The sequence below is a fragment of the Kitasatospora sp. NPDC051914 genome (genome assembly GCF_040680995.1).
Classification (GTDB): Bacteria; Actinomycetota; Actinomycetes; order Streptomycetales; family Streptomycetaceae; genus Kitasatospora.
Genome location: NZ_JBFAXX010000014.1, coordinates 1 through 25,905 on the forward strand (window position 1 = coordinate 1; position 25,905 = coordinate 25,905).

Sequence of the window (25,905 nt, forward strand, 5' to 3'; positions counted from 1 at the left end):
GCGGGTGGTGCGGCTCGGCACCACCTGGACAACGCGGCCGGGCACGGCAGCGGCAGCTCGGGCGGCGGGCACGAGAGCGGCGGCAGCGGCGAGAGCGGCAGCGGGAGCGGTGGCGGCGACTCGGGATCGTCCGGGTCGTCCGGGTCGTCCGGATCTTCCAACTCCACTGGTACGTCGGGATCTTCCGGATCCTCGGGTTCCGACTCGGGCTCCGGCTCCGGTAGCTCGACCGGCTCCAGCGGTTCCGCCGGCTCGTCGGGCAGCAGTGGCTCGTCGGGCAGCGGTTCGTCCGGGAGCGGGTCCTCGGGCAGTGGCTCCTCCGCCAGCGGCACCGGTTCCTCGGGCTCGTCGGGGTCGAACGGTGACTCCGGAACGGGTGGCCGGAACGACGGCGGCTCCTCGACCCCGCATGCCAACGACGGCCGCGACGGGCGGAGTTCGGCGCCGACGGACCCGTTCGGTACGCGCCTGACCTCCGATCCCGCCCCGGCGCCCGCGGCGAACCACACGCCTGCCGGTGGCGACGGCACCCCGCCGCCCTCGTCCTCGCACACCCCGTCGGCGGGCGCCGACACCGGGACTCCGGCCCACACGGGGACGGACGGCCGTCCGACGCCCTCCTCGGACGGTCCCGCGCCTTCGGCGGGTGACGGCCGTGGTGCGGACGCGCCGCCCGCGCACACGGGGACGGACGGTCGGCCCGCTCCGGGCTCCGACGGTCCGGCTCCTGCCAGGCACGAGGGTTCGGACGGACCGGTGCGCAGCGGCGACGGCCCCTCGGAGCGGTCGGGTGCGGACACGCCCCGCCCCGGTCCGGCCCCTGCCCACCCGACGCCGGATTCGGCACCCGCACCCGCGCCGTCCAACGGCACACCGTCCCATGCCGCACCGTCCCACGCCGCGCCCTCCCACGCCGGGGTGCCGCACAGCAGTGGTGATGGAGCGTCCGTTCCTCCGCACGGCACGCCCGACTCGCGTCCCGGCCCGGCGTCGAGCCACCCCACCCCGGATTCGGCCCCCGCGCCGGCGCACTCCGGCGAGTCCCGGCCCGGTCCGGCGTACGGCCCGGTGCGGGGCGGCGACGACGGTTCGGCGGCCCCCTCGCACGGCGGCGACCGGCCCGCGTACGGCCCCGTCCGCGGCGGGGACGCTCCGGCACCGGCCCACGCGTCCGAGGGCCCGGCGTCCCGCCCGGCTGCGGACATCCCCGGGCAGCAGGACCGCTCCGGCCCCGCGCACACCCCGGCGGCGGACCACCGCACACCGGCGGCCGCCCCCACCCCTGACCCGACGCCCGGCACGCACGGCGGTGGTGACGGACGCGGCGTGCCGACCGGTGGTGTGCCGCACGTCCCGTCCGCGGCGGTGCCGTCCGCGGGCCCGGACCACTCGCGTCCGACCCCCTCCTCCGACGGCCCGCACCTCGCCACGGTGGAGACGGCGTCCACCGCGGTGGCCGACGCACCGCCGACCCACACCCCGACCGCGGGCCCGGACACCGCGGCCCACCCCGGCCCGACCGGCCAGAACTCCGGCACGCCCACCACCGGCCCGGTCGCGACCGGACCCGTGCCGGGCTCCGGCGTTCCCGCCTCCGGGGCGCCTACCGCCGGTACCCCGCCGCGGCAGGGCGGCCCCGTGCCCGGCACCGCCGGTGACGGCCCCTCGACCGGGCGGCCGACCACCGTCCCCGGCCAGTCCACGGGCCGCCCGGACCACGGGGACCGCCCGACCGGTCTCGGCCGGCAGCCCGGTACCGACCGTCCCGGCACGGACCGGCCCGCCGCCGCACCGCGCCCGGACGCCGACCGGCCCTCCCGCCCGGACCCCCGGACGGGGGACCCGCGCAGTGCGGACCCGCGGCCGTCCGCGGACCGCCCGGCCACCACCGCGCCGCGCCCGGACGCCCGTACGGACGATCACGGACGCCCGGACGAGGCCGCCAAGTCCGAGAACCACGCCAAGCCCGAGAACCAGGCCAAGCCCGACGAGGCCGCCAAGTCCGACGACCAGGCCAAGTCCGAGCACGACCCGTCCCGGGACGGCGACGCCCACCACGAGGCAGACGCCCACCACGACGCCGACACCCGCCCGGACGAGGACACCCGTCCGGACGCCGACGCCGACACCCCCGCGCACGAGCGCCCGCTCTCCGACAGCCGCCCGTACGACACCCCCGGCGGCCTGGCCAGGGTCGAGGAGCACCACCAGCAGGAGCTGGAGCGGCGCATCCCGCGGAACCCGGACGGCACCCCGCAGCGCCACCCCGACCCGTACGGGGACTGGCCGGGCGCGGTGAACGGCGACGGGCACCGCGAGCCCGGCCGCGACAACAACTGCCTGGACGTGGCGCTCTCCAGCGCCGACACGTACAGCGGCAACCCCACGGCCGCGGCGGCCCGCACCGACGACGGCAGCCCGGACGGCGAGCGCGGCGGCCGCGACCGTGCCGAGCGTCAACTCGGTGCGCCCTTCCGGGACCTGGGCAACGGCGACCAGGCGTTCCACCGCCTGGAGGACACCCTCCGGCAGTCCGGGCACGGCTCCCAGGCCGTCATCGTCACGCAGGACGCCAACGGCCGGGCCCACGCCTGGAACGTCGTCAACCACAACGGCAAGATCGTCTACCTCGACAACCAGACCGGCGCCCGCAGCGACAAGCCGCTGCACAACGGCGACCACGGGGTGTTCGCCATCCCGCTCGACGCGGACCGCAAGCCGATCCCGGCCGACCGGCACGGCGACGGCACCGGCGACCGGCCCGGCCGGGACGGGGAGGCCGACCGGCGTCCCGAGGACCCGGCCGGCAAGAAGAAGCAGGAGAAGCACGAGCACGGGAAGGACGCCGAGGACGAGCAGTCGCTGGCGGAGAAGCACAAGGACGACCCCGACCACCCGATCCACGAGCCGGCCCGCACCGAGCACGAACGCCTCGCCGACCGCGAGGACCGCGACGACGACATCTACGGCGTCCAGGGCGACGACTGCCAGCAGCAGCTGCGGGACACCAACGACGTGCGCCAGGTCGACATGGACCACGTCCACGAGAAGCTGCACGAGTGGGCGACGGACGAGGACCAGAGCCTGGCGTACGTCCTGCACCTCACCGAGGGCGACGACGCGTACACCTTCCGCCGGTCGGACCTGGCCCAGGCGCTGCCCGGTTTCGGCGACATGCACCCCGGCGAACAGGGCGCCGTGGTGGCCGCGCTCGGCCGCATGAGCCACTCGTTCCACGAGCAGCACGGCGTCGGCATGAGCCCGGAGCAGAGGGACTTCCCGTACGCCCCGTCCGACGCTGAGGGCAAGACCGGCGTCGACCAGGACGGCAAGGACCTGCCCAAGGGCAGCACCGATCCGCGCTCCCGCGGTGTCGTCGACCACGAGAAGACCACCTCCGAGGTCGCGCTGAAGCAGTCCGACGACTACGCGGACTCCAAGGAGGCGATCAAGGAGGCGTTCGCCGCCAAGAGCATCACCGCCGTCCTGGAGGCCCAGGGGACGCACCGTCCCGACTTCAGCGGACGCAACTACGCGGTCATGGAGGTCTACGACCCCGTGACCAAGGAGATCAGCTACGTCGTGGACAGCTCCGTCCCGGCCAGCGGCGGCGACCGGAAGGGCGTCACACCGCTCCACTCCGAGACCCACCTCGGCGGGTGGATGGACCGGTTGAACGCGTCGCGGCCGGAGGGGCAGAAGTACGAGGTGCTGAGCCTCTACACCGAGCGCGAGCCCTGCGGTCGCGGCCAGGGCCACGCCGACTGCTCGGGCTACCTCGCCGACGACCACGCGGGCGTGCCGATCCACTACGCCACCGGCTACCGCAAGGGCGACGTGGTCGGGCCCACCGGCGAGCCCGGCAAGGCCACCCCGCGGCAGCTGATGAACCGCGACTTCGGCAACTACGTGGCCAAGGTCGGCGAGACCTGGTCGCTCGTCCAGCAGAATGCCTTGAACACCCAGGACGCCATGGACACCAGCGAGTGACCGAGCACGGACGAAGGAGCGACCCAGTGGCGGATCCCGACCGGACGACCGCGGACCGGGCGGTCCGGGAGATCTCTGCCCGGCTGCGGGACGACAAGCCCGGCCGGGTGTACGTGTGCGGGGCGGCCGGCAGCGGGAAGAGCGGCGTCCTCGCGGCCCTGGCCGAGGAGTTCCCGGACGCCCTGCACCTCGACGCGGCCGGCCGCAGCGGGGAGCAGGTCGTCCGCGACCTGCTCGACCTGACGGGCCTGCAGCGCGGGCCCGTCCCGGGCGACCTCGGCGAACTCGTCCGGCTCCTGGGCAAGGAGAAGCGGCCGCGGACGATCCTGCTCGCCAACACCCACCTCGCGGGGACGCTCGTCCGGGGCGGCGAGCCGCGGCTGCTGCAGGAGATCGTGCGCTCGCTGGCGCTCGCCACCGCCAAGAGCAAGCTGCGGCTGGTCGTCGAGCAGGACGAGGTGCCCGAACTGCCGGACGCCAGGTCGCCCAGGTACCGGGCCGAGGCGGTCGTGCTGCAGGGCGGCGGCACCGCGGACGTGCTGCGCGGACTGGAGTCCGCCGTGCCGGCGGACGTGCTCGCGGCGCTGCGGGCGCTCGCGGGGGCGCAGCTGCGGCGCATCCCGGTCGACGGCTGGGCGGTGCTCTGCCGCGCGGCCGGTGTGCCCGCCACCGCGGACGAGCTCCGTACCCGGGCGGCCGAACTCCCTTACCTGGTGCGGGAGGAGGACGGCACGGTCGGCTTCGCCGACGGAGCCCTCGCGGCCGCCCTGCGCGGGTCCGGCACCGACCGGATCGACGCGGCGCTGACCGACGAACTGCTGGGCGGCGCCACGCTCGCCGACTGGGCCGCGCGCTCCCTGCCGGGGCACGCGGCGGCCGCCGGCCGGTTCGACGACCTGCTCGCCGACGCCCGGGCCCTGGCCCGAGTGCCGCGCGAACCCCTGACGGAGGCCTTCCGGGCCTGCTACCCGGACGGCTTCGTCCGCGACAGCCGCGCGGCCGCCCTGCACTACCTGCTGGAGCTGGTCCGGCCGGGCACGCCGCACGGCGAATGGGTCGCCCGGCTGGCCCAGGACGCCTTCGCCCGCGGGGAGTCCGAGCGTGCGGAGGAGCTCGCCGGGGCGTGCCCCGAGCCGCTGCCGTTCCGCACCGTGTGGTCCCACTGGCGGCCGGCCGGCGACTTCACCGCCCCCGCGGTGCGCCACCGGTCCGGCCTGAAGGCGGTCACCGCCGCCTCGTACGGCGGCCGGCCGGCGGTCGTCACCACCGACGAGGCCGGGTTCCGCCTCGTCCGCGACGCCGCCGCCGGCGAGCTCCTCGCCGGGCCGCTGGCCCCGGGCACGGAGGCCCCCGACCTCGTCCCCGAGGAGGCCGGGGGGCTGCGGCCGGAGTGGAAGTGGTCGGAACTCCTCGACGCCGAGGGCCGGTCGGCGGGCGTCCTGCACCACCCCGACGCGGAGCGCGCCGGGGTCGTCGGCGACCTCGTCGTCCTCGCCGACCGGCGCGGCGCCTACGCGGTCCGGGTCGACACCGCGCTGCTGCCCGAGGGGCCCCGCTGCTGCCCGTCCCCGGCGGTCGGCCCGCCCGGGCGCGCCCTGCCGCGCCCGTACGACCCGGCGGCCGTCGCCGACCTGCGCGGCCTGCTGGAGCGCACCTACGGTCCCGGGAACGTCCACCGCCTGCAGCCGGACGAGGTGCCCGACGCGGTCACCCACGCGCCCACCCGGGAGCTCCTCACCGGCACCGGCGTGCCCTTCGTCGAGGGGCAGATCGGTCTGTGGCTCGATCGCGTCACCTCCCGGAGCCTCGCGGTGCGGCCGTGGGAGTCCGTCCCGGACAACGAACAGCCCAAGGACAGCGGCCCGTTCCTGGCCCTCGGCGAGTGGATGGGCGCCCCGCTGCTGCTGGACGGCGCCACCGGCCGCGTCCTGCGGATGATCCCCGCCGACTCCCCGGACCACGCCCACCCGGCCGAGCCGCTCGCCGGGACGACCCTGGGGTCCTTCCTCACCATGGCCGCCCTCCAGGCCCGGTACGCGGACGCCTACCGCACCGGCGGCCCCGACCGCTACGAGGTCATCGACGAGCTCCGGGTGTGGCTCGGCGGCGTCGACCCCGACGCCGCCGGGTCGGAGTCCTGGGAGTACGTCATGGAACCCGACAACTGGTAGCCCGCCGCCCCGGCCCGACCTCCGCCGACACCGACCCGACCACTCCTCTCCAGCCCTCTCCAGACCCGGAGCAGACCGACGTGACCGACCCGACCACCTACCAGCCCCACCCGCACATCGGCGGCCGGGCAGCCGCACTGCGGGCCCTGGCGGCCTGGCGGACCGGTGCGGACGGCGCACCCCGTACGGTGCTCGTCACCGGCAGCAGCGGCAGCGGCCGCTCGCGGCTGCTGACCGGTTTCCTCATGTTCTGCGACCCGGAGTACCGCAAGCGGATCGACACCGGCGTGCTGGACCCGGCCACCGTGCCGCCGGGCGACCTGCCCGCGCCGCCGGTGTTCGACGCGACCGGGCTGACCGCCGACCAGCTGCTCTGGCTGGTCGCCGACGAGTTCGCCCCGGGGGCCGGGCGCGCCGACGAGATCCCCCGCCTGCTGGCCGAGCCGCGCGAGCGGCCCGCCGCCGTCGTCGTCGCCGACGTCGACCGGGCCGGGGTGCTGCCGGCGTCCGGCGAGCCCGCGCGGATCGCGGCCGAGGTGCTGCTGCCGCTCGCCGCCGCCCCCGGCCTGCGGCTGCTGGCCGACGTGCCGCGGGCCGAGGCCCGGTGGCTGGCGGAACGGGCACCCGCCGGGACGCTCCGGGTCGTCGACCTGGACGAGGAGCCGTGGGCCGACCCGGCGGGCCTGCTGCTCCAGGCAGAGCACACCCTCGACGACCCCGCCGCCGCGGCACGGCTGGCCCGGACGGCGGCCGGCCCGCTGGTGGTGCGGCTCGCCGCCTGGTCGGAGCGGGCCGCCCGGGACGCCGGCGGCGGGACGCCGCTGCCGCGCACCGTCGGCGACGCCCTCGACCTGCACGCCGAACGCTGCGGCACGGACGAGTTGACGCTGCGCCGGCTGCTGGCCCCGCTCGCCCTGGCCGGCCCCGGTGCGCCGCTGCCGCTCGCCCTGTGGGGGCGGCTCGCCTCCGCCGTGGCCGGCAGGGACCTCGGCCCGGCGCTCGCCGCCGGCCGGCTCCTGCTGCTCCCGTTCTTCGAACTCGTCGGGGAGGACACCGACCCGTCCGTGCGGATCGTGCACCCCGCGGTCGCCGACGAGCTGCGCGAGCGGTTCGGCACCACCGTCCGTGAGGCCCAGCGCCGCATCGCCGTCGCGCTGGCCGCCGGTGCGGGCGACGCGGACGGCGGCGCCGACCGCTGGGCGGCGGCCCCGGCGTACGTCCGCGAGCAGCTGGCCGGGCACGCCCTGGAGGGCGGGATGCTGCCCGAACTGCTGGCCGATCCCGGTTTCCTGCTGCACGCCGAACAGGTCCGGCTGCGGGCCGCCGTCGAGCACCTGGCGGCCGCCGGTACCGAGCTGCCGCCGCTCGCCCGCACCTGGCTCCGGCTGGCCCCGCTGTTCACCCGCCACGGTGCCGGCCCCGGTCTGCGGGCCGGGCTGCTGGAGCACGCCTGCCGCCAGGACGGCCTGCCCGCTCCCGATTTCGGTCTCGCCCTGCCCTGGCGCACCCTGTGGACGCGGCCGCTGCCCGGCGTCACCGCCGTCACCGCGGCGACCGCACCCGACGGCACCGCCGTGCTGGCCGCCTACGTCCCCGGCGGCGACCCCGCCCTGCACACCTTCGACGCCGCGACCGGCGAGCCGGTGGCCGTGGACCCGCAGCAGCTGGACCGCCCCACGGACGAGCAGCGCGAGGCCTGCCCCGTCCGGCTCGCCGTCGGCGGCGACTACGTGCGGATCTGGCCGCGCGGAGAGGGCGGGCCGATCGCGGCGTTCCTCTCCGCCGGGCCGCTCGGCGGCGTGGACATCACCCCGGACGGCGTGCTGCTGCTCGCCGACGCCACCGGTGTCGCGGCACTGCGCCTGGCCCTGCCCGCCGTCCTCTGACCCCGTCCGCGGACGACCACCGTGGACCCTTTCCCTCCGGCTCCGAAGGAGAACGAGCGCGTGACGACCCGTGAGCAGGCGATGGAGGCCGCCCATCGGTGGCTCAACGGCGACCTGCCGGAGGAGCAGTGGCGCACCGTCGGCGTCCACGAGTTCGACCTGGGCTGGGTGCTGTGGGCCGAGCCCGCGGAGGCGGCGGAGGCCGGCGCCCCCGAGGGCGAGCGGCGGGCCCCCGCCGAGATCGGCTCGGCCTGCGCCGTGGTCGACCGGGAGACCGGCGAGCTCACCACCTGGCCGTCGGTGCCGGTCGAGGAGGTCGTCCGGCTCTACCGCGACAAGCTCGGCGCCGGCACGTACGACCCGGACCGGCCGCTCGCCACCGGGCCGGGCGCCACCGCCGTGCTCACCTACCGCGACGCCGACGGCGAGGAGCAGAGCCTCTTCCGGATGTCCGCACCGGGCACCCGGCACCCCGAGGTGCACGCCTGGCGGACCCTGCAGCAGCAGGGCGTGCGGCCCGAGGACGTGCTCGCCGTCCACACCGACCTGCGTCCCTGCGAACTCCCCGGCGGGTACTGCGCCGCCACGCTGCTCGCCGAACTGCCGGTCGCCACCTTCTCGTACGGTCACGACTACGGCCCGCGCTTCGACCGCCGCGCCGCCGGTGTCCGCGCGCTGGCCGACGCCACCGAGAAGCTGTTCCGCGAGGCCGGCCGCCCGGTGCCGCCGCGGCCCAACCGGGCACCGTTCCCCCGCGCCGTCGAGGCCGCCGCGCCGGAGCGGGACGCCGCCCTCGGCCGCCGCCTCGCCGAGCAGTTCGGTGCCGACGGCGTGCACCGCTTCGACGCCGACGACACCGCCGCCACCGCCCTCCCGGACGCCGCCGGCGCCACCCTGGTCTGGGCCGGCCTGCCCGCCCGGGTCGACGGCTTCTTCGAGGTGCTGCCCGGCCTGCCGGACGTCGCCGCCCACCTGGCCGCGACCGGCCGCGGCAGCCGCGTCCCCGACGCCGCCCGCGCGCTGCTGGCCGAGTACGTGCTGCTCGGCACCGACGGCCACGCCCTGGTCGCCGTGCAGTGCGGCGACGGCGGCACCGGCACCGGCCAGGGCATCGGCCGCATCTGGGCGGTCGACCCCGACAACGGGACGGGCCGCTACCTCAACCGCGACCTCCCGGCGTACGTGCGCTGCCTCGCGCTCCTCGCCGCCCACCGCCCCGCCCGGGTCGGCCTCGACCCGCACGCCGCCGCCGAGGCCACCGACGCCTTCCAGCAGCAGCTCGCCGCCCTCGACCCCACCGTCTTCCAGGACCCGGAGAACTGGTGGGCCGTCGTCGTCGAGCAGATGTGGGACGGCCTGCTGTGAATCCCGGAGGGACCGCCCGGCCCGTGCCCGACGCCGCCCTGCTCGTCCACTGAACGCTGCAGACACGACGGACACGAGGAGCACCGCAGTGGCGACGACGGACGCTGCCGCGCGCACCGTGCGCGGATGGCCCGCCGAGCACACCGCGGCCGTCCGGCGGATCATCGACGATCTGACGGATCGTCAGGACTTCCGGACGGTCCGCCTCGCCTGGTCGACCGGCCTGCTCATGGCGGTCAGGACCGCCTGACCCCGCCGGGCCGCATCCGAACGACCGGCGCGGCTGACGTGATCGCGCCCTTTACGGGCTCCCTACCCCGACCGGGGTTAGGGTCGGTGGCCATGGGGTTCGGGTGGGCCCGGCGCCGCCGCCGGCTGGGACGGCGCGCGCTGGTGGCATGGGTGGTTGCGGCGGTGCTGGTCGTCGTGGGGGCGATCGGCACCGCCGCGGGCGGTTCCGGGCCCGAGGTGCGCCAGGAGGACCGCTTCCTCACCATGCCCGAGACCCCGGGCGGCAGCGCGACCGTCCGGATCGACACCTCGTTCTTCACCACCGGCGCCTCCCCGCGCCCGGCGATCCTGCTGGCGCACGGCTTCGGCGGCTCCAAGGAGGGCGAACGCGACCGGGCCCGGCAGCTCGCCCGCTCCGGCTACGCCGTCCTGACCTGGTCCGCCCGCGGTTTCGGCCAGTCCGGCGGCCGGATCGGCCTGGACGCGCCGGACCGCGAGATCCAGGACGTCGTCCACCTCGTCGACTGGCTCGCGAAGCGGCCCGAGGTGCAGCTCGACAGGGCCGGCGACCCGCGGGTCGGCATCACCGGCGCCTCCTACGGCGGCGGGGCGGCCCTGCTCGGCGCCGCGTACGACCCGCGGATCGACGCGGTCGCCGCCGGGATCACCTGGTGGAACCTCGCCGACGCGCTCTTCCCGCAGGCCGTCCAGGGCTCGACCGCCGCCGACGGCGTCTTCAAGAAGCTCTGGGCCGGGCTGTTCTTCACCACCGGCTCGGCCGGCGCCCCCACCGGTGGGCCCCGGGACGGACAGCAGGGCACGGTCGGCTGCGGCCGCTTCCTCGACGAGCTCTGCGCCATGTACAACCGGGTCGCCGCGGCGGGCCGCCCGGATGCGGAGGCCGTCGCGGTGCTGGACAAGTCCAGTCCGTCCTCGGTCGCCGACCGGATCAAGGTGCCCACCCTGGTCGTCCAGGGCCAGCAGGACTCGCTCTTCCCGCTCGACCAGGGCGACCGGATCGCGAAGGCCGTCGCCGCCAACGGCGCCCCCGTCGCCGTCGACTGGTTCGCCGGCGGGCACGACGGCGGCACCGAGGGCAGCGAGCGCACCGACGCCCGGGTCACCGCCTGGTTCGACCGCCACCTCGCCGGCAGGGCCGCCGACACCGGGCCCGCCTTCCGGGTCACCCGCACCGGCGGCGTCGACTCCACCGGCTTCCAGGCCGTGCTGCGCGGCGCCGACGCCGACGCGTACCCCGGCCTCGGCGGCACCGCCACCCGCAGCATCGAACTCGCCGGCCGCGAGCAGACGATCGCCAACCCGCCCGGCGGCGCCCCGCCGAACATCTCCACCGTCCCCGGGATCGGCGCCCTCTCCCAGGCCGCCGCCCTCGGCAGCGGCCTCTCCCTCGACTTCCCCGGCCAGTACGCGGCCTTCGACTCCGCCCCGCTGACCGCCCCGCTCGACCTCACCGGCCAGGCCCGGGTCTCCGCCACCGTGCACGCCGACCGGCCCGACGCGGTGCTGTTCGCCAAGCTCTACGACCTGGGGCCGGACGGCAAGCAGACCCTGCCGCAGCAGCTCGTCGCCCCGCTGCGGGTCACCGGCGCCGACGCGCCGGGCGGCCGCACCGTGCAGATCGCCCTGCCCGCCGTCGACCACTCCTTCCCGGCCGGGCACCGGCTGCGGCTCGTCCTCGCCTCCACCGACCTGGCGTACGCCTCCCCGGCGCAGCCCGCCACCTACACGGTCTCCGTGGACGGGCCGCTCGCCGCCCCCACCGTCGCCGGCCTGCACACCGAGGCCGCCCCGCTGCCCGCCCGGGTCTGGGTGCTGCCGCTGCTCGCCGTCGCCGCCGCGGCCGCCCTGCTCCTGCTGCGCCGCCGGCGCCGACCGCAGCTGCCCGCCGACCCGGCGCTGGCCGGTGTCCCGCTGCAGATCACCGGCCTCAGCAAGCGCTACAAGGGCGCCGCCGACCGGTACGCCGTCCGCGAGCTGTCCTTCCGCGCCGAACAGGGCCAGGTGGTCGGTCTGCTCGGCCCGAACGGCGCCGGCAAAACCACCACCCTGCGCATGCTGATGGGCCTGATCCGGCCAGACGAGGGCGAGATCCGGATCTTCGGGCACGCGGTGCGCGCCGGCGCGCCCGTGCTCTCCCGGGTCGGCGCCTTCGTCGAGGGCGCCGGCTTCCTGCCGCACCTCAGCGGCCGCGCCAACCTGGAGCTGTACTGGCAGGCCACCGGCCGGCCCGCCGAGGACGCCCACCTGGAGGAGGCGCTCGCCATCGCCGACCTCGGCGAGGCCCTGGACCGTGCCGTCCGGACCTACTCCCAGGGCATGCGGCAGCGCCTCGCCATCGCCCAGGCCATGCTCGGCCTGCCCGACCTGCTGATCCTCGACGAGCCCACCAACGGCCTCGACCCGCCGCAGATCCGCGAGATGCGCAAGGTGATGATCCGGTACGCGGCCGGCGGGCGCACCGTCATCGTCTCCAGCCACCTGCTGTCCGAGGTCGAACAGAGCTGCACCCACCTCGTCGTCATGGACCGCGGCCGCCTCGTCACCGCCGGCGCGGTCGGCGAGATCGTCGGCGCGGGCGAGCAGCTGCTCGTCTCCACCGGGCCCGGGTACGGCTCCGAGGAGCTCGCCGCGGCCGCCGGGAAGCTCGCCGCGCTCGACGGCGTCGCCTCGGCGGAACCGGCCGACGGCGGCATCCTCGTCCGCCTCGACGACAAGGGGAGCGCCGCCCGGCTCGTCGTCGAACTCGTCCGCCTGGAGGTGCCGGTGACCGGCGTCGGTCCGCACCGCCGCCTGGAGGACGCCTTCCTGTCCCTGATCGGAGGCCCGGCATGAGCAGCACCTCGACCGGCCCCGCCGTCGGCTACTCGCCCCGCCGCACCCTGCCGCTGCGCGTCGAGGCGGTGCGCCAACTGCGCCGCCGCCGCACCCTGGTGATCGGCGGGCTGCTCGCCGCGCTGCCGTTCGTCATCCTCGCCGCCTTCCAGATCGGCGGCACCCCCGACCGGCCGGACCGCACCACCTTCATCGAGCTCGCCACCTCCTCGGGGCCCAACTTCGCCGCCACCCTGCTGTTCATGGGCACCGGCTTCCTGCTGGTCATCCCGGTCGCCCTGTTCTGCGGCGACACCGTGGCCTCGGAGGCGGGCTGGTCCTCGCTGCGCTACCTGCTGGCCGCGCCGGTGCCCCGGGCCCGGCTGCTGGCCCGCAAGTTCACCGTCGGGCTGGCCTTCTCCGCCGCCGCGATCGTGCTGCTGCCGCTGGTCGGCCTGGCCGTCGGCACCGCCGCGTACGGCTGGGGCGACCTCAAGCTGCCCACCGGCACCAGCCTGCCCGCCGCCACCGCCCTGCCCCGGCTCGGCCTCGCCGTCTGCTACGTGATCCTCGCCGAACTCGTCATCGCCGCGCTGGCGTTCTGGCTCTCCACGGCCACCGACGCCCCGCTCGGCGCGGTCGGCGGCGCCGTCTTCCTCTCCATCGTCACCGGCGTCCTGGACGCCGTCACCGCCCTCGGCGACCTCCGCGAATGGCTGCCCGCCCACTGGCAGTACGCCTGGGCCGACGCCCTCCAACCCCGACTCGAATGGGGCGGCATGATCCAGGGCGTCTCCCTCTCCCTCTCCTACGCGATCGTCCTCCTCGCCCTTGCCTTCCGCGGCTTCGCCCGCAAGGACGTGGTCTCCTGACCGAAGGGCACTCGGGCAACGCGCCCCTGAATCAACCGCCCGAGCGCCTCGAAGACATCCTGGCCGCGCGTGCACGTCCCGCCAGGACGGCAGCCCCTGCCAGCACGCCCAGCGCGGTGGCGAGGACGGTGAGGGTGGCGGCGGCCGACTTGTTGACGTGCTCGCCGTTGCCCTCCGGCTCCGGCAGGCCGTGGGCGGCGACGAACGGTAGGAACAGCAGGGCCGCCCCGGTCAGTGCGAGGGCGACGGTGCCGCCCGCCGCCCACCGCGGTGACCGGGCGGCGAACAGCACCACCAGCGCGCAGAGCAGGGCCGGCAGCACCGTGTACGTGCCCCACTCGGCGAGCAGCGGGCGCCAGTACCACTCGGCCTCCGGCCGCGGATCGTCGAAGTAGTAGAGCGTGCGGGGCTGCGGATCGCCCAGGAAGTCCCGGAGCGTGCCCAGCAGCAGGCCGCCGGCCAGCGCGCCCGCGAAGGCCACGCCCCCACCGCCCCTGCCGCGCGCGAGCCGCACGGCGGCGACGGCGCACCAGCCGGCCAGCAGCCCGAGCAACACGCCCTTGACGGCGCCGTACCCGATCGGGATCCAGACGTTCCACGGGTCGTTCTCCGTGCGCTCGGACCGCAGCCACCCGACCAGGCACCAGGCCGCCGCCCCGGCGGCGACCCCCCACGGCACCAGGCCCGTCGGCCGCCGCTCGATCGATCCGCCCACCGTCGTCCTTCCGTCCCAGGGTGGACGCGGCGGCGGACCTGCGCGGTTGCGGCGGGCGCCGCTGTCGGTGCCGGGCACCCGCCCGCGGTCTCTCCCTCCGCGGGCGGGCGCCGGCGGTCACTTGACGGGCGACCAGACCCGTTCGACCTGCTGGGTGCCGGTGCGGGTGCGGTAGGAGCGGGTCCACTTGGTGGTGGCGTCGCGGCGGGTGCGGTCGGAGAGGACGTAGTAGTCCATCTGGACGGCCTGCGGGGTGATGTCGAGGACGCCGTAGCCGTGCGAGTCGAGGTCGACCCACTTGATGTGGCGGTTGGCGGCCTGGATGGCGGCGGCCGCGACCAGGGAGAGGGTCTGCGGGGCGACCTTGAGGAAGTCGTCGATGTTGTCGGAGCTGACCGAGGTGACGACGAACTCGGTGGCGGCGCTGCCGGAGGCCGGGTAGGTGGCGGCCTCGTACGGGACGTCGGAGGCCCAGGCGGAGTGGATGTCCCCGGTGAGGAAGACGGTGTTGCCGATGCCGTTGTTCTTCAGGTGGCCGAGGAGTTCGCGGCGGTCGTGGGTGTAGCCGTCCCACTGGTCGGTGTTGACCGCGAGGCCCTCGCCGGGCAGGCCGAGCAGCTTGGCGATCGGCCGCAGCAGGTAGTCGGGCAGCGAGAGGAAGGCGACGGGGGAGATCATCACCTCGTTGCCGATCAGCCGCCACGCGGTGTCGGAGGCGGAGAGGCCGGACTTGAGCCAGTCGAGCTGGGCGCGGCCGGTGAGGGTGCGGTCGGCGGAGTCGACGTCGCCGTTGCCGACCTTGACCTGCTGGGAGCGGAACGAGCGCAGGTCGAGCAGGTGCAGGTCGGCGAGCTTGCCGTAGCGCAGGCGGCGGTAGGTGGTGCCGGCGATCGACGGGCGGACGGGCATCCACTCGAAGTAGGCCTGCTTGGCGGCGGCCATCCGCGCGGTCCAGTCGCCCTCGGTGCCGGGGGTGTGGTTCTCGGCGCCGCCGGACCAGGCGTCGTTGGCGAACTCGTGGTCGTCCCAGATGGCGACGGTGGGGATGAGCGCGTGCAGCGCCTGGAGGTCCTGGTCGGTCTTGTACTTGCCGTGCCGGGTGCGGTAGTCGGCGAGGGTGGTGATCTCGTGGGCGGGCTCGTGCGGGCGGACGACCTTGCCGGCCGCGCAGAACTCGCCGCTCTTGTACTCGTAGATGTAGTCGCCGAGGAAGAGGAAGACGTCGAGGTCGCCGCGGGCGGCGAGGTGGCGGTAGGCGGAGAAGTAGCCGGCCTCCCAGTTGGCGCAGGAGGCGACGCCGAGCCGCAGCCGGTCGAGGGCGGCGTCGGCGGCCGGGGCGGTGCGGGTGCGGCCCGCGGGGGAGGACACCCCGCCGGCGGTGAAGCGGTACCAGTAGACGGTGTCGGCGTCCAGGCCGCGGACGTCGACCTTGACGGTGTGGTCGGTGGCGGCGGCGGTGGTCACCGTGCCGCTGGCGCGCACCGAGGAGAACGCCTTGTCGGTGGCGACCTGCCACAGCACCTCGGTGGCCGGGCCGGCGTTGGAGCCGGGGACGGCCTCGGGGGTGGGGGTCACTCTGGTCCACAGGACGACGCCGTCGGGCAGCGGGTCGCCGGAGGCGACACCGTGCAGGAACCGGGGGGCGGTGGCGGCGGTGGCCGCGCCCGCGCCCGTGGCGATCGGCAGGACGGCCGCACCGGCGGTGAATGCGGCGGCCTTCAGCACCCGGCGGCGGCGCGGCCGGGCGACGGCGGGGGACATGGAGTCGGTGGTCTCTGTCACACCGTCAGAGGCTACTGGCTGGTAATCAGATGTCCATACTTTGGGACGACTGTTCCCTGACTCTTCATGTCCACGCTGCTCCGCTGCAGCTCAAGCCCAACTGGGCGTCCGTGAAGGGAAGTTGAGTCTGCGTGAGGGCTTCCCATGCCATGTGACGCGTGCAATTGTACATGTCACACCTTCGCGGATGGCGGAGCTCGTGCGGACCGCTCCGCCCTGCCCGCACACACCCCCACCGGCCGCCCCCACGCGGCCGCAGACCCGGCCCGGAGGCCTCCACGTGCACACCTCCCGGACACCCTCACCCCTGCGCGCCCTGCGATGGCTCGCGCTCGCCGTCGCCTGCTGCCTGACGCTCGGCCTGCTGCTCTCCACCGAGAGCGAGGCCGCCCCCGGCACCCCGCAGCAGACCGGCACCGCCGCCCGGTCCGGCCCCGTCAGGTCCGGCCCGGCCCCGCGCCCGGAGACCACCCCTCGGCCCGGAACGGCCCTCGCCCCCGCCGAGGCCACCGTCTCCGACCCGGCCGAACGGGCACCCCAGCCCGCCTACGACGCCGCCGCCACCCGGCGCGACAAGCCCCGCACCGCCGAGACCCGCACGGCCGAGCAGCGCACCGCAGCCGCACCCCGCACCGCGGCCGCCGCCTGCAACGTCGGCGACTTCACCGGCCGCACCGGCAGCGCCCTCGTCCAGACCGTGAAGACCGCCGACACCGGCTGCATCAACACCCTCTTCGCGCTCACCGGCACGGACGCCCGCGGTGCCTTCCGCGAGGCCCAGATGGTCTCCGTCGCCGACGCCCTGCGGGACGTCTCCGCCGGCTACCCCGGAGACAACAGCACCTCCGCCGCCCAGCTGGTGCTCTACCTGCGGGCCGGCTACTACGTGCAGTGGTACCGCTCCGGCGACGTGGGCCCGTACGGCGCCGCCCTGCAGAGCTCGATCCGCGGCGCCCTCGACGCCTTCTTCGCCGCCCCGCACTCCCGCGACGTCACCGACGCCAACGGCCAGACCCTCGCCGAGGCCGTCACCCTGATCGACAGCTCCGGCGAGAACGCCCGCTACCTCACCGTCGTCCGGCGCCTGCTGACCGACTACGACAGCCGCTACGACGCCTCCTGGTGGATGCTCAACGCCGTCAACAACACCTACACGGTGCTCTGGCGCGGCCACCAGTCACCCGAGTTCGTCACCGCCGTCGCCGCCGACCACGGCGTCCTCGACACCCTCGCCGCCTTCGCCGGCGCCCACCTCGGCATGCTCGGCGGCGACCGCGCCTACCTGGTCTCCAACGCCGGCCGGGAACTCGCCCGCTTCCTCCAGCACACCGAACTCCAGGGCGCCGTCCGCCCGCTGGTCAAGGACCTGCTCGGCCGCACCGCCATGACCGGCCCCACCGCCGGGCTCTGGGTCGGCCTCGCCGAGATGGCCGCCGAGTACGACTCCGCCCAGTGCGCCTACTACGGCACCTGCGACCTGGCGAACCGCCTCAAGGCCGCCGTCCTGACGACCACCCGCACCTGCAGCCCGAGCATCCGCATCCTCGCCCAGCAGATGACCGCCGACCAGCTCACCGCCAGCTGCACCAGCCTCACCGGCCAGGACGCCTACCTGCACGGCATCGTGCGCGACAACGGCCCCGTCGCCGGCGACCGCAACACCACCATCGAGGTCGTCGTCTTCGACTCCAGCACCGACTACCGCACCTACGCCGGCGCCATCTACGGCATCAGCACCGACAACGGCGGCATGTACCTCGAGGGCGACCCCTCCGCCGCCGGCAACCAGCCCCGGTTCATCGCCCACGAGGCCGAGTGGCTGCGCCCCGACTTCCAGATCTGGAACCTCAACCACGAGTACACCCACTACCTCGACGGCCGGTTCGACATGTACGGCGACTTCTCCGCCGGCATGACCACCCCCACCGTCTGGTGGGTGGAGGGCTTCGCCGAGTACGTCTCCTACTCCTACCGCGGTGCCACCTACACCGACGCCCTCACCCAGGCCGGCAAGCACACCTACCGCCTCAGCACCCTCTTCGACACCACCTACGACAACGCCGACTCCACCCGCATCTACAACTGGGGCTACCTCGCCGTCCGCTACATGATCGAGACGCACCGGGCCGACGTCGACACCGTCCTCGCCCGCTACCGCACCGGTGACTGGGCCGGCGCCCGCGCCCACCTCAAGACCACCATCGGCACCCGCTACGACGCCGACTTCGACCGCTGGCTCGGCACCTGCACCCCCACCGGCTGCGGTCGCCCCGAGTGCACCGACCCCGACACCCGCCGCCTGGAGCCCGGCTGCCGCCGCAGCAACCTCGCCTCGCCCACGGGTGACCACCGCTACTTCTACCTCTGGGTCCCGGCCGGCACCGCCCGCCTCACCGTCACCAGCGGCGGCGGCACCGGCGACGCCGACCTCTACTACAGCTCCGCCAACTGGGCCACCAGCAGCGCGTACACCGCGAAGTCGGCCCGCACCGGCAACAGCGAGACCCTCACCGTGACCAACCCGCCCGCCGGCTGGAACTTCGTCAGCCTCCAGGCCAAGCAGGGCTTCGACGGGGTCTGGGTCGAGACCTCCTGAGTCCTGCTCCCGGCATCCCCCCGCGCCCGGCCCGCCGCACCCCGGCGGGCCGGGCCCGCGGTGTCGGTGGAGTGGGGGATCATGGGAGGTTGCACCGTCCCCGAGCGAACAGGAGCACCCCGTGGCCCAGATCGTCCTCTTCCACTCCGCCTACGGCCTCCGCCCGGCCGTCCACGCCGCCGCCGATCGGCTGCGTGCCGCAGGCCACGAGGTGCACACCCCCGACCTGTACGACGGGCGGGTCTTCGACACCGTCGAGGACGGCATGGCCTACAAGGACGAGGTCACCACCGACGAACTGCTGCGGCGCGGCGTCCACGCCGCCGCCCCGCTGCTCGGCCAGGGCCCCGGCCTGGTCTACGCCGGCTTCTCCCTCGGCGCGGCCGTCGCACAGAACCTCGCCCTCGCCGACACCAACGCCCGCGGCCTGCTGCTCCTCCACGGCACCTCGGACATCCGCGACGACGCCGCCACCTCGATCCCCGTCCAGCTGCACGTCGCCGAACCCGACCCCTTCGAGCCGGAGGACTGGCTGAACGCCTGGTACCTCCGCATGACCAAGGCCGGCGCCGACGTCGAGGTCCACCGCTACCGCGGCGCCGGCCACATCTACACCGACCCCGAACTCCCCGACTACGACGCCGAGGCCGCCGACCGCACCTGGTCCACCGCCCTGGCGTTCCTCGCGGAGCTGGACTCCTGACTGCACCCGCGCCGGCCGCACGATCCCCGGCCTCCCGGACGGCCTCCGCCCGACCTGACCGGGTGCGCGCCGGTCACAGGCCCGGGATGCGGCCGTTGCGGAAGAGGTCGACGAAGATCTGGTGGTCGCTCCGGGCCCGGTCGCCGTAGGCGTGGGCGAACTCGACGAGCATGTCGGTGAAGCCGTCCTCGTCGGCGGCGATCGCCTTGTCGATGGCGTGCTCGGTGGAGAACGGGACGAGGCTGTGGCCGCTGGAGGACACGTCGGCGGCGGCGTGCATGGTGGCGGTGGCCCGGCCGAGGTACTCGGTGACGACGCGCAGCTCGTCCGGCTCGTTGAGGTCCGTCCAGTCGAGGTCGGCCGCGTACGGGGAGACCTCGGCGACGAGCTGGCCGCGACCGTGCAGGGTGGTGTACCCGAGCCACGGGTCGCTGTGGGCCTGCAGGGCGCGCTGCGAGATGACGGTGCGGTGGCCCTCGTGCTCGAAGTAGCCGCGGATGGCGGGGTCGGTCACGTGCCGGGAGACGGCCGGGGTCTGACCCTGCTTCATGTAGATGATGACGTCGTTCTCGAGGGCGTCGGTGTGGCCCTCCAGCAGCAGGTTGTAGGAGGGCAGGCCGGCGCTGCCGATGCCGATGCCGCGGCGGCCGCAGACGTCCTTGACGCGCAGGGCGTCGGGGCGGGTGCGGGAGGCGGGCGGCAGGGTCTCCAGGTAGCGGTCGAAGGCGGCCAGCACCTCGGCGCGGGTGCCGGCGTCCAGTTCGAAGGCGCCGCCGCCGATCCGGAAGCGGCGGTCCCAGCGCTCGACGACGGTCTCGGAGTCGAGCAGGGCGACCCTGGTCTGCAGCCGGGCGCGGTGCAGCGTGTCGAGGATCGGCCCGCCGGCGGTGTCGAGGGTGTACTGGGCGGCGTCGCCGTTGCCGGCGAGGGCGGAGATCTGGCCGCGGTAGGCGTCGGCGAAGGCGCGGACGAGGCCGCTGATGGTGTCGTCGGAGAGCGCCTTGGCGTAGCCGATCAGGGCGAGGCTGGCGGCGAGCCGCTGGACGTCCCAGGTGAAGGCGCCGACGTAGGCCTCGTCGAAGTCGTTGACGTTGAAGACGAGCCGGCCCTCGGCGTTGAGGTAGGTGCCGAAGTTCTCGGCGTGCAGGTCGCCGTGGATCCAGACCCGCCCGGTGCGCTCGTCGAGGAAGCGTGCGCCGTAGGCCTCGTACGGGGCGGTGGTGAGGTCGGCGTAGAAGAGGGCGGCGGTGCCCCGGTAGAAGGCGAACGCCGAGGCGGCCATCTTGCGGAACTTCACCCGGAACGCGGCCGGGTCCTGCGCGAGGAGCTCCCCGAAGGCGTCGTCGAAGACCCGCAGGACGGTCTCGGCGCGCTCCGGCTCGCGGTGGGCGACGGTGGTCTGGTCGGGCATGGGTTGTCCTATCGGTGGTGCTGTCCGGTCCGGACGGAAAGGACGCGCGGCGGGCGGCCGCGGTTCAGGCGTTCGGCGGCGCGGGCGGCGCCGACGGGGGACCGGGCGGCGTCGGCGGGATCGGCGGGTGGGCCTGGCGCTGAGCGGGGACGTACGGGTGGAAGGCTACCGGCGCGGGGGCGACCGGGGCGGCCGGACGCGTCGCGCCGACGATCGCGGCGACCGCGACGGCGATCCCGACGCTGAGCAGCAGGGTCATGTTGAGCCACAGGTGGTCGATCGGCTCGGCGAACCTCCGCCGGGAGGCCTCGAAGACCACCTGGTTGAGTACCTGGGTGAGGGCGGCGAAGCCGGTCACTGAGGTCAGCACCACGGCCGCCGGGCGGACCCACCGCCCGCCCGTGAAGGCACCGATCGCCAGGGCCACCAGAGCGACGCAGTACCCGGTGTCGTAGCCGAAGAAGCCGACCGGTGCGTCGACGTAGTCCGCGTAGGACAGGCCGAGGGCGGTCAGCAGGTAGCCCGGCCCCTTCTGGGCTATGTCGTAGGTCAGCACGCCGAGCTCGGAGGCCAGCTGGACGATCATCAGCACGCCGATCGCGGTCAGCCCTCCGCCTCGCGTGCGCTGCTGCACCACCGGGCCGTATGCCATGAAACCCCTCCTCGCACGTCAGTGCGCCCGAGGCTATCGGCGTGCACGCCCGGGCCGGAACCCCGGGTCTCCTTCCGTGATCTGCCGACCTCCGAACGTGACCCCTCGACGCCCGAAAGTGAGGGAACGAGGAGCATTCGTGCCGTGTCCCGGGGCGGGTGCGACGGGGGACTAGACTCGGTGCCGCGACGCGGAAGCCGTGGTCCGGGCCCTGAGGGTGGCTCGGGCCTTACCTGTTTCGCGCCCGGTTCCGATCATGCCGAGACTCCGGAGGCCCCGCCTTGAGCGACCAGCCGTACGCGCACCTGCACGTCCACACCGAGTACTCGATGCTGGACGGCGCAGCCCGGCTGAAGCAGCTCTTCAAGGAGGTCGAGCGGCTCGGGCAGACCCACGTCGCGATGACCGACCACGGCAACATGTACGGCGCCGCGGAGTTCCACAAGCAGGCCACCGCCGCCGGCATCACCCCGGTCATCGGCATCGAGGCGTACGTCGCCCCGGAGTCCCGCTCCAACACCAAGCGCATCCTGTGGGGCCAGCCGCACCAGAAGAAGGACGACGTCTCCGCGTCCGGCGCCTACACCCACAAGACCATCTGGGCCCGCAACAAGGAGGGCCTGCACAACCTCTTCAAGCTCACCTCGCGCTCCTACGCCGAGGGCTGGCTGGTGAAGTGGCCCCGGATGGACAAGGAGATCATCGCCGAGCACGCGGCCGGCCTGATGGCCACCACCGGCTGCCCCTCCGGCGAGGTGCAGACCCGGCTGCGCCTGGGCCAGTTCGACGAGGCGGTGAAGTCCGCCGCCGACTACCAGGACATCTTCGGCAAGGAGAACTACTTCCTGGAGCTGATGGACCACGGGCTCGACATCGAGCAGCGGGTCCGCGACGGCCTCCTGGAGATCTCCAAGAAGCTGAACATCCCGCCGGTGGTCACCAACGACTCGCACTACACCACCGAGGCCGACGCCGGCGCGCACGACCTGCTGCTGTGCGTGCAGACCGGCAAGAACCTCTCCGACCCGGACCGCTTCCGCTTCGACGGCACCGGCTACTACATCAAGTCGGCCGCCGAGATGTACGGCCTGGACTCCTCCGACGCCTGGCAGGAGGGCTGCCGCAACAGCCAGCTGCTGGTCGCCGAGCGGGTCGACACCGCGGGCATGTTCGAGTTCAAGAACCTCATGCCGCGCTTCCCCATCCCGGAGGGCTTCGAGTCCGAGGCGGACTTCTTCAAGTCCAAGGTCTGGGAGGGCATGGACTGGCGCTTCCCGAAGGGCTACGACGAGGAGCACAAGAAGCTCGCCGAGTACGAGATGGACACCATCATCCAGATGGGGTTCCCGGCGTACTTCCTCGTGGTCGCCGACTTCATCATGTGGGCCAAGAGCCAGGGCATCGCGGTCGGCCCGGGCCGCGGCTCGGCCGCCGGCTCGCTGGTCGCCTACGCCATGGGCATCACCGACCTCGACCCCATCCCGCACGGCCTGATCTTCGAGCGCTTCCTCAACCCCGAGCGCATCTCCATGCCCGACGTCGACATCGACTTCGACGAGCGCCGGCGCGGCGACGTGATCCGCTACGTGACGGAGAAGTGGGGCTCCGACAAGGTCGCCATGATCGTCACGTACGGCACCATCAAGGCGAAGGCCGCCATCAAGGACTCCTCGCGCGTCCTCGGCTACCCGTACGCGATGGGCGACCGGATCACCAAGGCGATGCCGCCGGACGTCATGGGCAAGGGCATCCCGCTGTCCGGCATCACCGACTCCTCGCACCCCCGCTACAGCGAGGCCGGCGAGATCCGCGGCCTGTACGAGACCGACCCGGACGTCCGCAAGGTCATCGACACCGCCCGCGGCATCGAGGGCCTGATCCGCCAGCCCGGCGTGCACGCCGCAGGCGTCATCATGTCCGCCGAGCCGCTCACCGACCACATCCCGGTCTGGACCCGGCACACCGACGGCGTCACCATCACGCAGTTCGACTACCCCACCTGCGAGGGCCTCGGCCTTCTCAAGATGGACTTCCTCGGCCTGCGCAACCTGACGATCATGGACGACGCCGTCAAGGCGATCGAGAAGAACAAGGGCATCAAGATCAACCTGCTTGATCTGCCCCTCGACGACAAGCCCACCTACGAACTCCTCGCCCGCGGCGACACGCTCGGCGTCTTCCAGCTCGACGGCGGCCCCATGCGCTCGCTGCTGCGCCTGATGAAGCCCGACAACTTCGAGGACATCTCCGCCGTCCTCGCGCTGTACCGCCCCGGCCCGATGGGCGTCAACTCGCACACCAACTACGCCCTGCGCAAGAACGGCCAGCAGGAGATCACCCCGATCCACCCGGAGCTGGAGGAGCCGCTCAAGGAGATCCTCGAGCCCACCTACGGCCTGATCGTCTACCAGGAGCAGGTCCAGAAGGCCGCGCAGATCCTCGCCGGCTACTCGCTCGGCCAGGCCGACCTGCTGCGCCGCGCCATGGGCAAGAAGAAGAAGGAGATCCTGGAGGCGGAGTTCGTCCCCTTCCAGAAGGGCTGCCGCGAGCGCGGCTACTCCGACGCCGCGATCCAGGCCGTGTGGGACGTCCTCGTCCCCTTCTCCGGCTACGCGTTCAACAAGGCCCACACCGCCGGCTACGGACTGGTCTCCTACTGGACGGCCTACCTCAAGGCCAACTACCCGGCCGAGTACATGTCCGGCCTGCTCACCTCGGTCAAGGACGACAAGGACAAGTCCGCGGTCTACCTCAACGAGGCCCGCAAGATGGGCATCAGCGTCCTGCCGCCGGACGTCAACGAGTCCGACGCCGACTTCACCCCGCACGGCAACGACACCGTCCGCTTCGGCCTCACCGCCATCCGCAACGTCGGCGGTCCGGTCGTCGAGTCGATGATCCGCACCCGCAAGTCCAAGGGGAAGTTCGCCTCCTTCCCGGACTTCCTGGACAAGGTCGAGTCGGTGGTCTGCAACAAGCGCACCGTCGAATCCCTCATCAAGGCCGGTGCGTTCGACTCCCTCGGCCACACCCGCAAGGGGCTCACCGCGCAGTTCGAGCCGATGATCGACAACGTGGTCGGCGTCAAGCGCAAGGAGGCCGAAGGCCAGTTCGACCTGTTCGGCGGCGACTCCGTCTCCGACGAGCCGAGCTTCGGCCTCGACGTGGTCTTCTCCGAGGAGGAGTGGGACAAGTCCTTCCTGCTCACCCAGGAGCGGGAGATGCTCGGCCTCTACGTCTCCTCGCACCCGCTGCACGGCATCGAGCACGTCCTCGCCGACAAGGCGGACTGCGCCGTCGCCGACCTCGCCGAGCGCCCCGACGGCACCATCATCACCATCGGCGGCATCATCTCCGGCCTCCAGCGGAAGATGACCAAGCAGGGAAACGCCTGGGCGATCGCCACCGTCGAGGACCTCGCCGGCTCCATCGACTGCATGTTCTTCCCCGCCAGCTACCAGCTGGTCTCCTCCCAACTCGTCGAGGACGCCGTGGTGTTCGTCCGCGGCAAGCTCGACAAGCGGGAGGACGTGCCGCGGCTGATGGGCATGGAGCTGTCCGTCCCGGACCTCTCCAACGCGCACGCCGAGGCGCCGATCGTCATCAACATCCCGAGCGGCCGGATCACCCCGCCGCTGGTCGCCCGCCTCGGCGAGGTCCTCACCCACCACAAGGGCACCACCGAGGTCCGCCTCCGGCTGGAGGGACGCAACAAGACCACGGTGCTCCGCCTGGACCGCCACCGCGTCAAGTCCGACCCGGCCCTCTTCGGCGACCTCAAGCAGCTCCTCGGCCCCAGCTGCCTCGCCGGCTGACGCCGGTGGCCGCCACGTGGGTGCACCACCCGGGGGGCGCGAGGGACCGCGCCCCGGGTGGTGGGCCCGTCAGCTCTCCTTGACCACCACGGTCCGCACGGCCTTGTCGTGCAGGCACTGCTGCAGCGGCCTGTCCCACAGCTGCCACATCGCGTCGAGCGCCTCGAACAGCCACCCGATGCAGTACACGGCGCCGGGCACGGCGGCGATGGCAGAGCGTCCCCAGAGGGCGCTGTCGGTCGGCCGGCCGCCGGTCGCGGCGTCCACCACGCGCAGCCTCATCGCCTTCTTGCCGACCGTCTGGCCGTGCTGGGTGACCATCAGCGCCGCCTCGTAGGCGAAGGCCAGCAGGCCGACGAAGAAGTTTCCGAGGTACTCCCCGAGCAGGGCGTAGAGGATGACGGCCGGGATCAGCTGGATCGCGAGGTCGATCAGGCGGGCGACCAGGCGCTCCCCGGGCGGGGCGAGTACGCGGGTCCCCGGCGCGGGCGGCACACCGGGCGGCCCGGCCGGGGTGAGCCAGTGCGGCAGCGCCTGCGGCGGCTGCCCGTACCCCGGCGCACCGTACCCGGGAGTGCCGTACCCGGGGGTGCCCTGTCCCGGGATGCCGTAGCCGGGTGTGCCGTACCCGGGGGCAGCGCTGCCGGGCTGCCCGTACGCGCCGGGCCCGTAGCCCGGCGGTCCGGGCGGGGGCGGCGGCGCACCGTAGCCCGGGGCGGGCGGTGGCTGGTGGCCCGCCTGCTGCGCATAGGGGTTCTGCTGAGGGTCCGTCGGATAGCCGTATCCGGACGGGTGATTGGTGCTCACGTGTTCGGGCTCCCGGTGATAGGTCGTACGCCAGTTGTACTGAGGGAGCCCGGGAGCGGGGGCGGGGATCGGCGAAT

At 74.1% G+C, this 25,905-nt stretch carries 15 protein-coding genes and 1 pseudogene; 10 read left to right on the forward strand and 6 right to left on the reverse strand.

The window, feature by feature from the left end:
• Window positions 1–332 (reverse strand): hypothetical protein (locus tag AB0M03_RS11555; RefSeq protein ID WP_363491020.1); only part of this gene is annotated, 332 nt, incomplete at its 3' end.
• Between the two features lie 736 nt (window positions 333–1,068).
• On the opposite strand from AB0M03_RS11555, the gene AB0M03_RS11560 reads away from it, so the two are divergent.
• The 7 genes from AB0M03_RS11560 (at window position 1,069) to AB0M03_RS11590 (ending at window position 13,347) form a co-directional block, all read left to right on the forward strand.
• Entirely contained in the window at window positions 1,069–3,990 is a 2,922-nt protein-coding gene (locus AB0M03_RS11560) for a toxin glutamine deamidase domain-containing protein (RefSeq protein ID WP_363491022.1), read from the forward strand.
• 26 nt (window positions 3,991–4,016) lie between these two features.
• Window positions 4,017–6,161, forward strand: a complete 2,145-nt coding sequence (locus tag AB0M03_RS11565; protein WP_363491024.1) for an SUKH-4 family immunity protein — start codon at window positions 4,017–4,019, stop codon at window positions 6,159–6,161.
• 80 nt (window positions 6,162–6,241) lie between these two features.
• On the forward strand, window positions 6,242–8,047 hold the full coding sequence (locus tag AB0M03_RS11570) for an ATP-binding protein (RefSeq protein ID WP_363491026.1): 1,806 nt from the start codon (window positions 6,242–6,244) through the stop codon (window positions 8,045–8,047).
• A 60-nt stretch (window positions 8,048–8,107) separates the two neighbouring features.
• A complete protein-coding gene (locus tag AB0M03_RS11575) occupies window positions 8,108–9,412 on the forward strand; it encodes an SUKH-4 family immunity protein (protein ID WP_363491028.1) in 1,305 nt (434 codons plus the stop codon).
• A gap of 88 nt (window positions 9,413–9,500) precedes the next feature.
• Complete coding sequence (locus tag AB0M03_RS11580; RefSeq protein WP_363491030.1) at window positions 9,501–9,662, forward strand: hypothetical protein; 162 nt, start codon at window positions 9,501–9,503, stop codon at window positions 9,660–9,662.
• A 92-nt stretch (window positions 9,663–9,754) separates the two neighbouring features.
• Window positions 9,755–12,496: an alpha/beta fold hydrolase gene (locus AB0M03_RS11585; RefSeq protein WP_363491032.1), complete on the forward strand. Its 2,742-nt coding sequence runs from the start codon at window positions 9,755–9,757 to the stop codon at window positions 12,494–12,496.
• On the forward strand, window positions 12,493–13,347 hold the full coding sequence (locus AB0M03_RS11590; RefSeq protein ID WP_363491034.1) for an ABC transporter permease: 855 nt from the start codon (window positions 12,493–12,495) through the stop codon (window positions 13,345–13,347). Before AB0M03_RS11585 ends, AB0M03_RS11590 begins: the two co-directional genes overlap by 4 nt.
• A gap of 31 nt (window positions 13,348–13,378) precedes the next feature.
• Here AB0M03_RS11590 and AB0M03_RS11595 read toward each other — a convergent pair whose 3' ends face one another.
• Both AB0M03_RS11595 and AB0M03_RS11600 read right to left on the reverse strand, forming a co-directional pair.
• Window positions 13,379–14,062: a hypothetical protein gene (locus AB0M03_RS11595; protein ID WP_363491036.1), complete on the reverse strand. Its 684-nt coding sequence runs from the start codon at window positions 14,060–14,062 to the stop codon at window positions 13,379–13,381.
• 117 nt (window positions 14,063–14,179) lie between these two features.
• Window positions 14,180–15,823, reverse strand: a complete 1,644-nt coding sequence (locus AB0M03_RS11600; protein ID WP_363491239.1) for an alkaline phosphatase D family protein — start codon at window positions 15,821–15,823, stop codon at window positions 14,180–14,182.
• A gap of 301 nt (window positions 15,824–16,124) precedes the next feature.
• Between AB0M03_RS11600 and AB0M03_RS11605 the strand changes: the two genes are divergently transcribed.
• Window positions 16,125–18,440, forward strand: a complete 2,316-nt coding sequence (locus tag AB0M03_RS11605; protein WP_363491038.1) for a collagenase — start codon at window positions 16,125–16,127, stop codon at window positions 18,438–18,440.
• A gap of 118 nt (window positions 18,441–18,558) precedes the next feature.
• Window positions 18,559–19,143, forward strand: a pseudogene (locus tag AB0M03_RS11610) (dienelactone hydrolase family protein); the annotation flags it as partial.
• 73 nt (window positions 19,144–19,216) lie between these two features.
• On the opposite strand, the gene AB0M03_RS11615 reads toward AB0M03_RS11610, so the two are convergent.
• A complete protein-coding gene (locus AB0M03_RS11615) occupies window positions 19,217–20,554 on the reverse strand; it encodes a DUF2252 domain-containing protein (RefSeq protein WP_363491040.1) in 1,338 nt (445 codons plus the stop codon).
• Between the two features lie 64 nt (window positions 20,555–20,618).
• Window positions 20,619–21,206 carry a hypothetical protein gene (locus AB0M03_RS11620; protein ID WP_363491042.1) on the reverse strand — a complete coding sequence of 196 codons (588 nt, stop codon included), beginning with the start codon at window positions 21,204–21,206 and terminating at the stop codon, window positions 20,619–20,621.
• 281 nt (window positions 21,207–21,487) lie between these two features.
• On the opposite strand from AB0M03_RS11620, the gene dnaE reads away from it, so the two are divergent.
• Window positions 21,488–25,021 carry a DNA polymerase III subunit alpha gene (dnaE, locus tag AB0M03_RS11625; RefSeq protein ID WP_363491044.1) on the forward strand — a complete coding sequence of 1,178 codons (3,534 nt, stop codon included), beginning with the start codon at window positions 21,488–21,490 and terminating at the stop codon, window positions 25,019–25,021.
• Between the two features lie 69 nt (window positions 25,022–25,090).
• On the opposite strand, the gene AB0M03_RS11630 is transcribed toward dnaE, so the two are convergent.
• Complete coding sequence (locus AB0M03_RS11630; protein ID WP_363491046.1) at window positions 25,091–25,828, reverse strand: RDD family protein; 738 nt, start codon at window positions 25,826–25,828, stop codon at window positions 25,091–25,093.
• Window positions 25,829–25,905 lie beyond the last annotated feature (77 nt).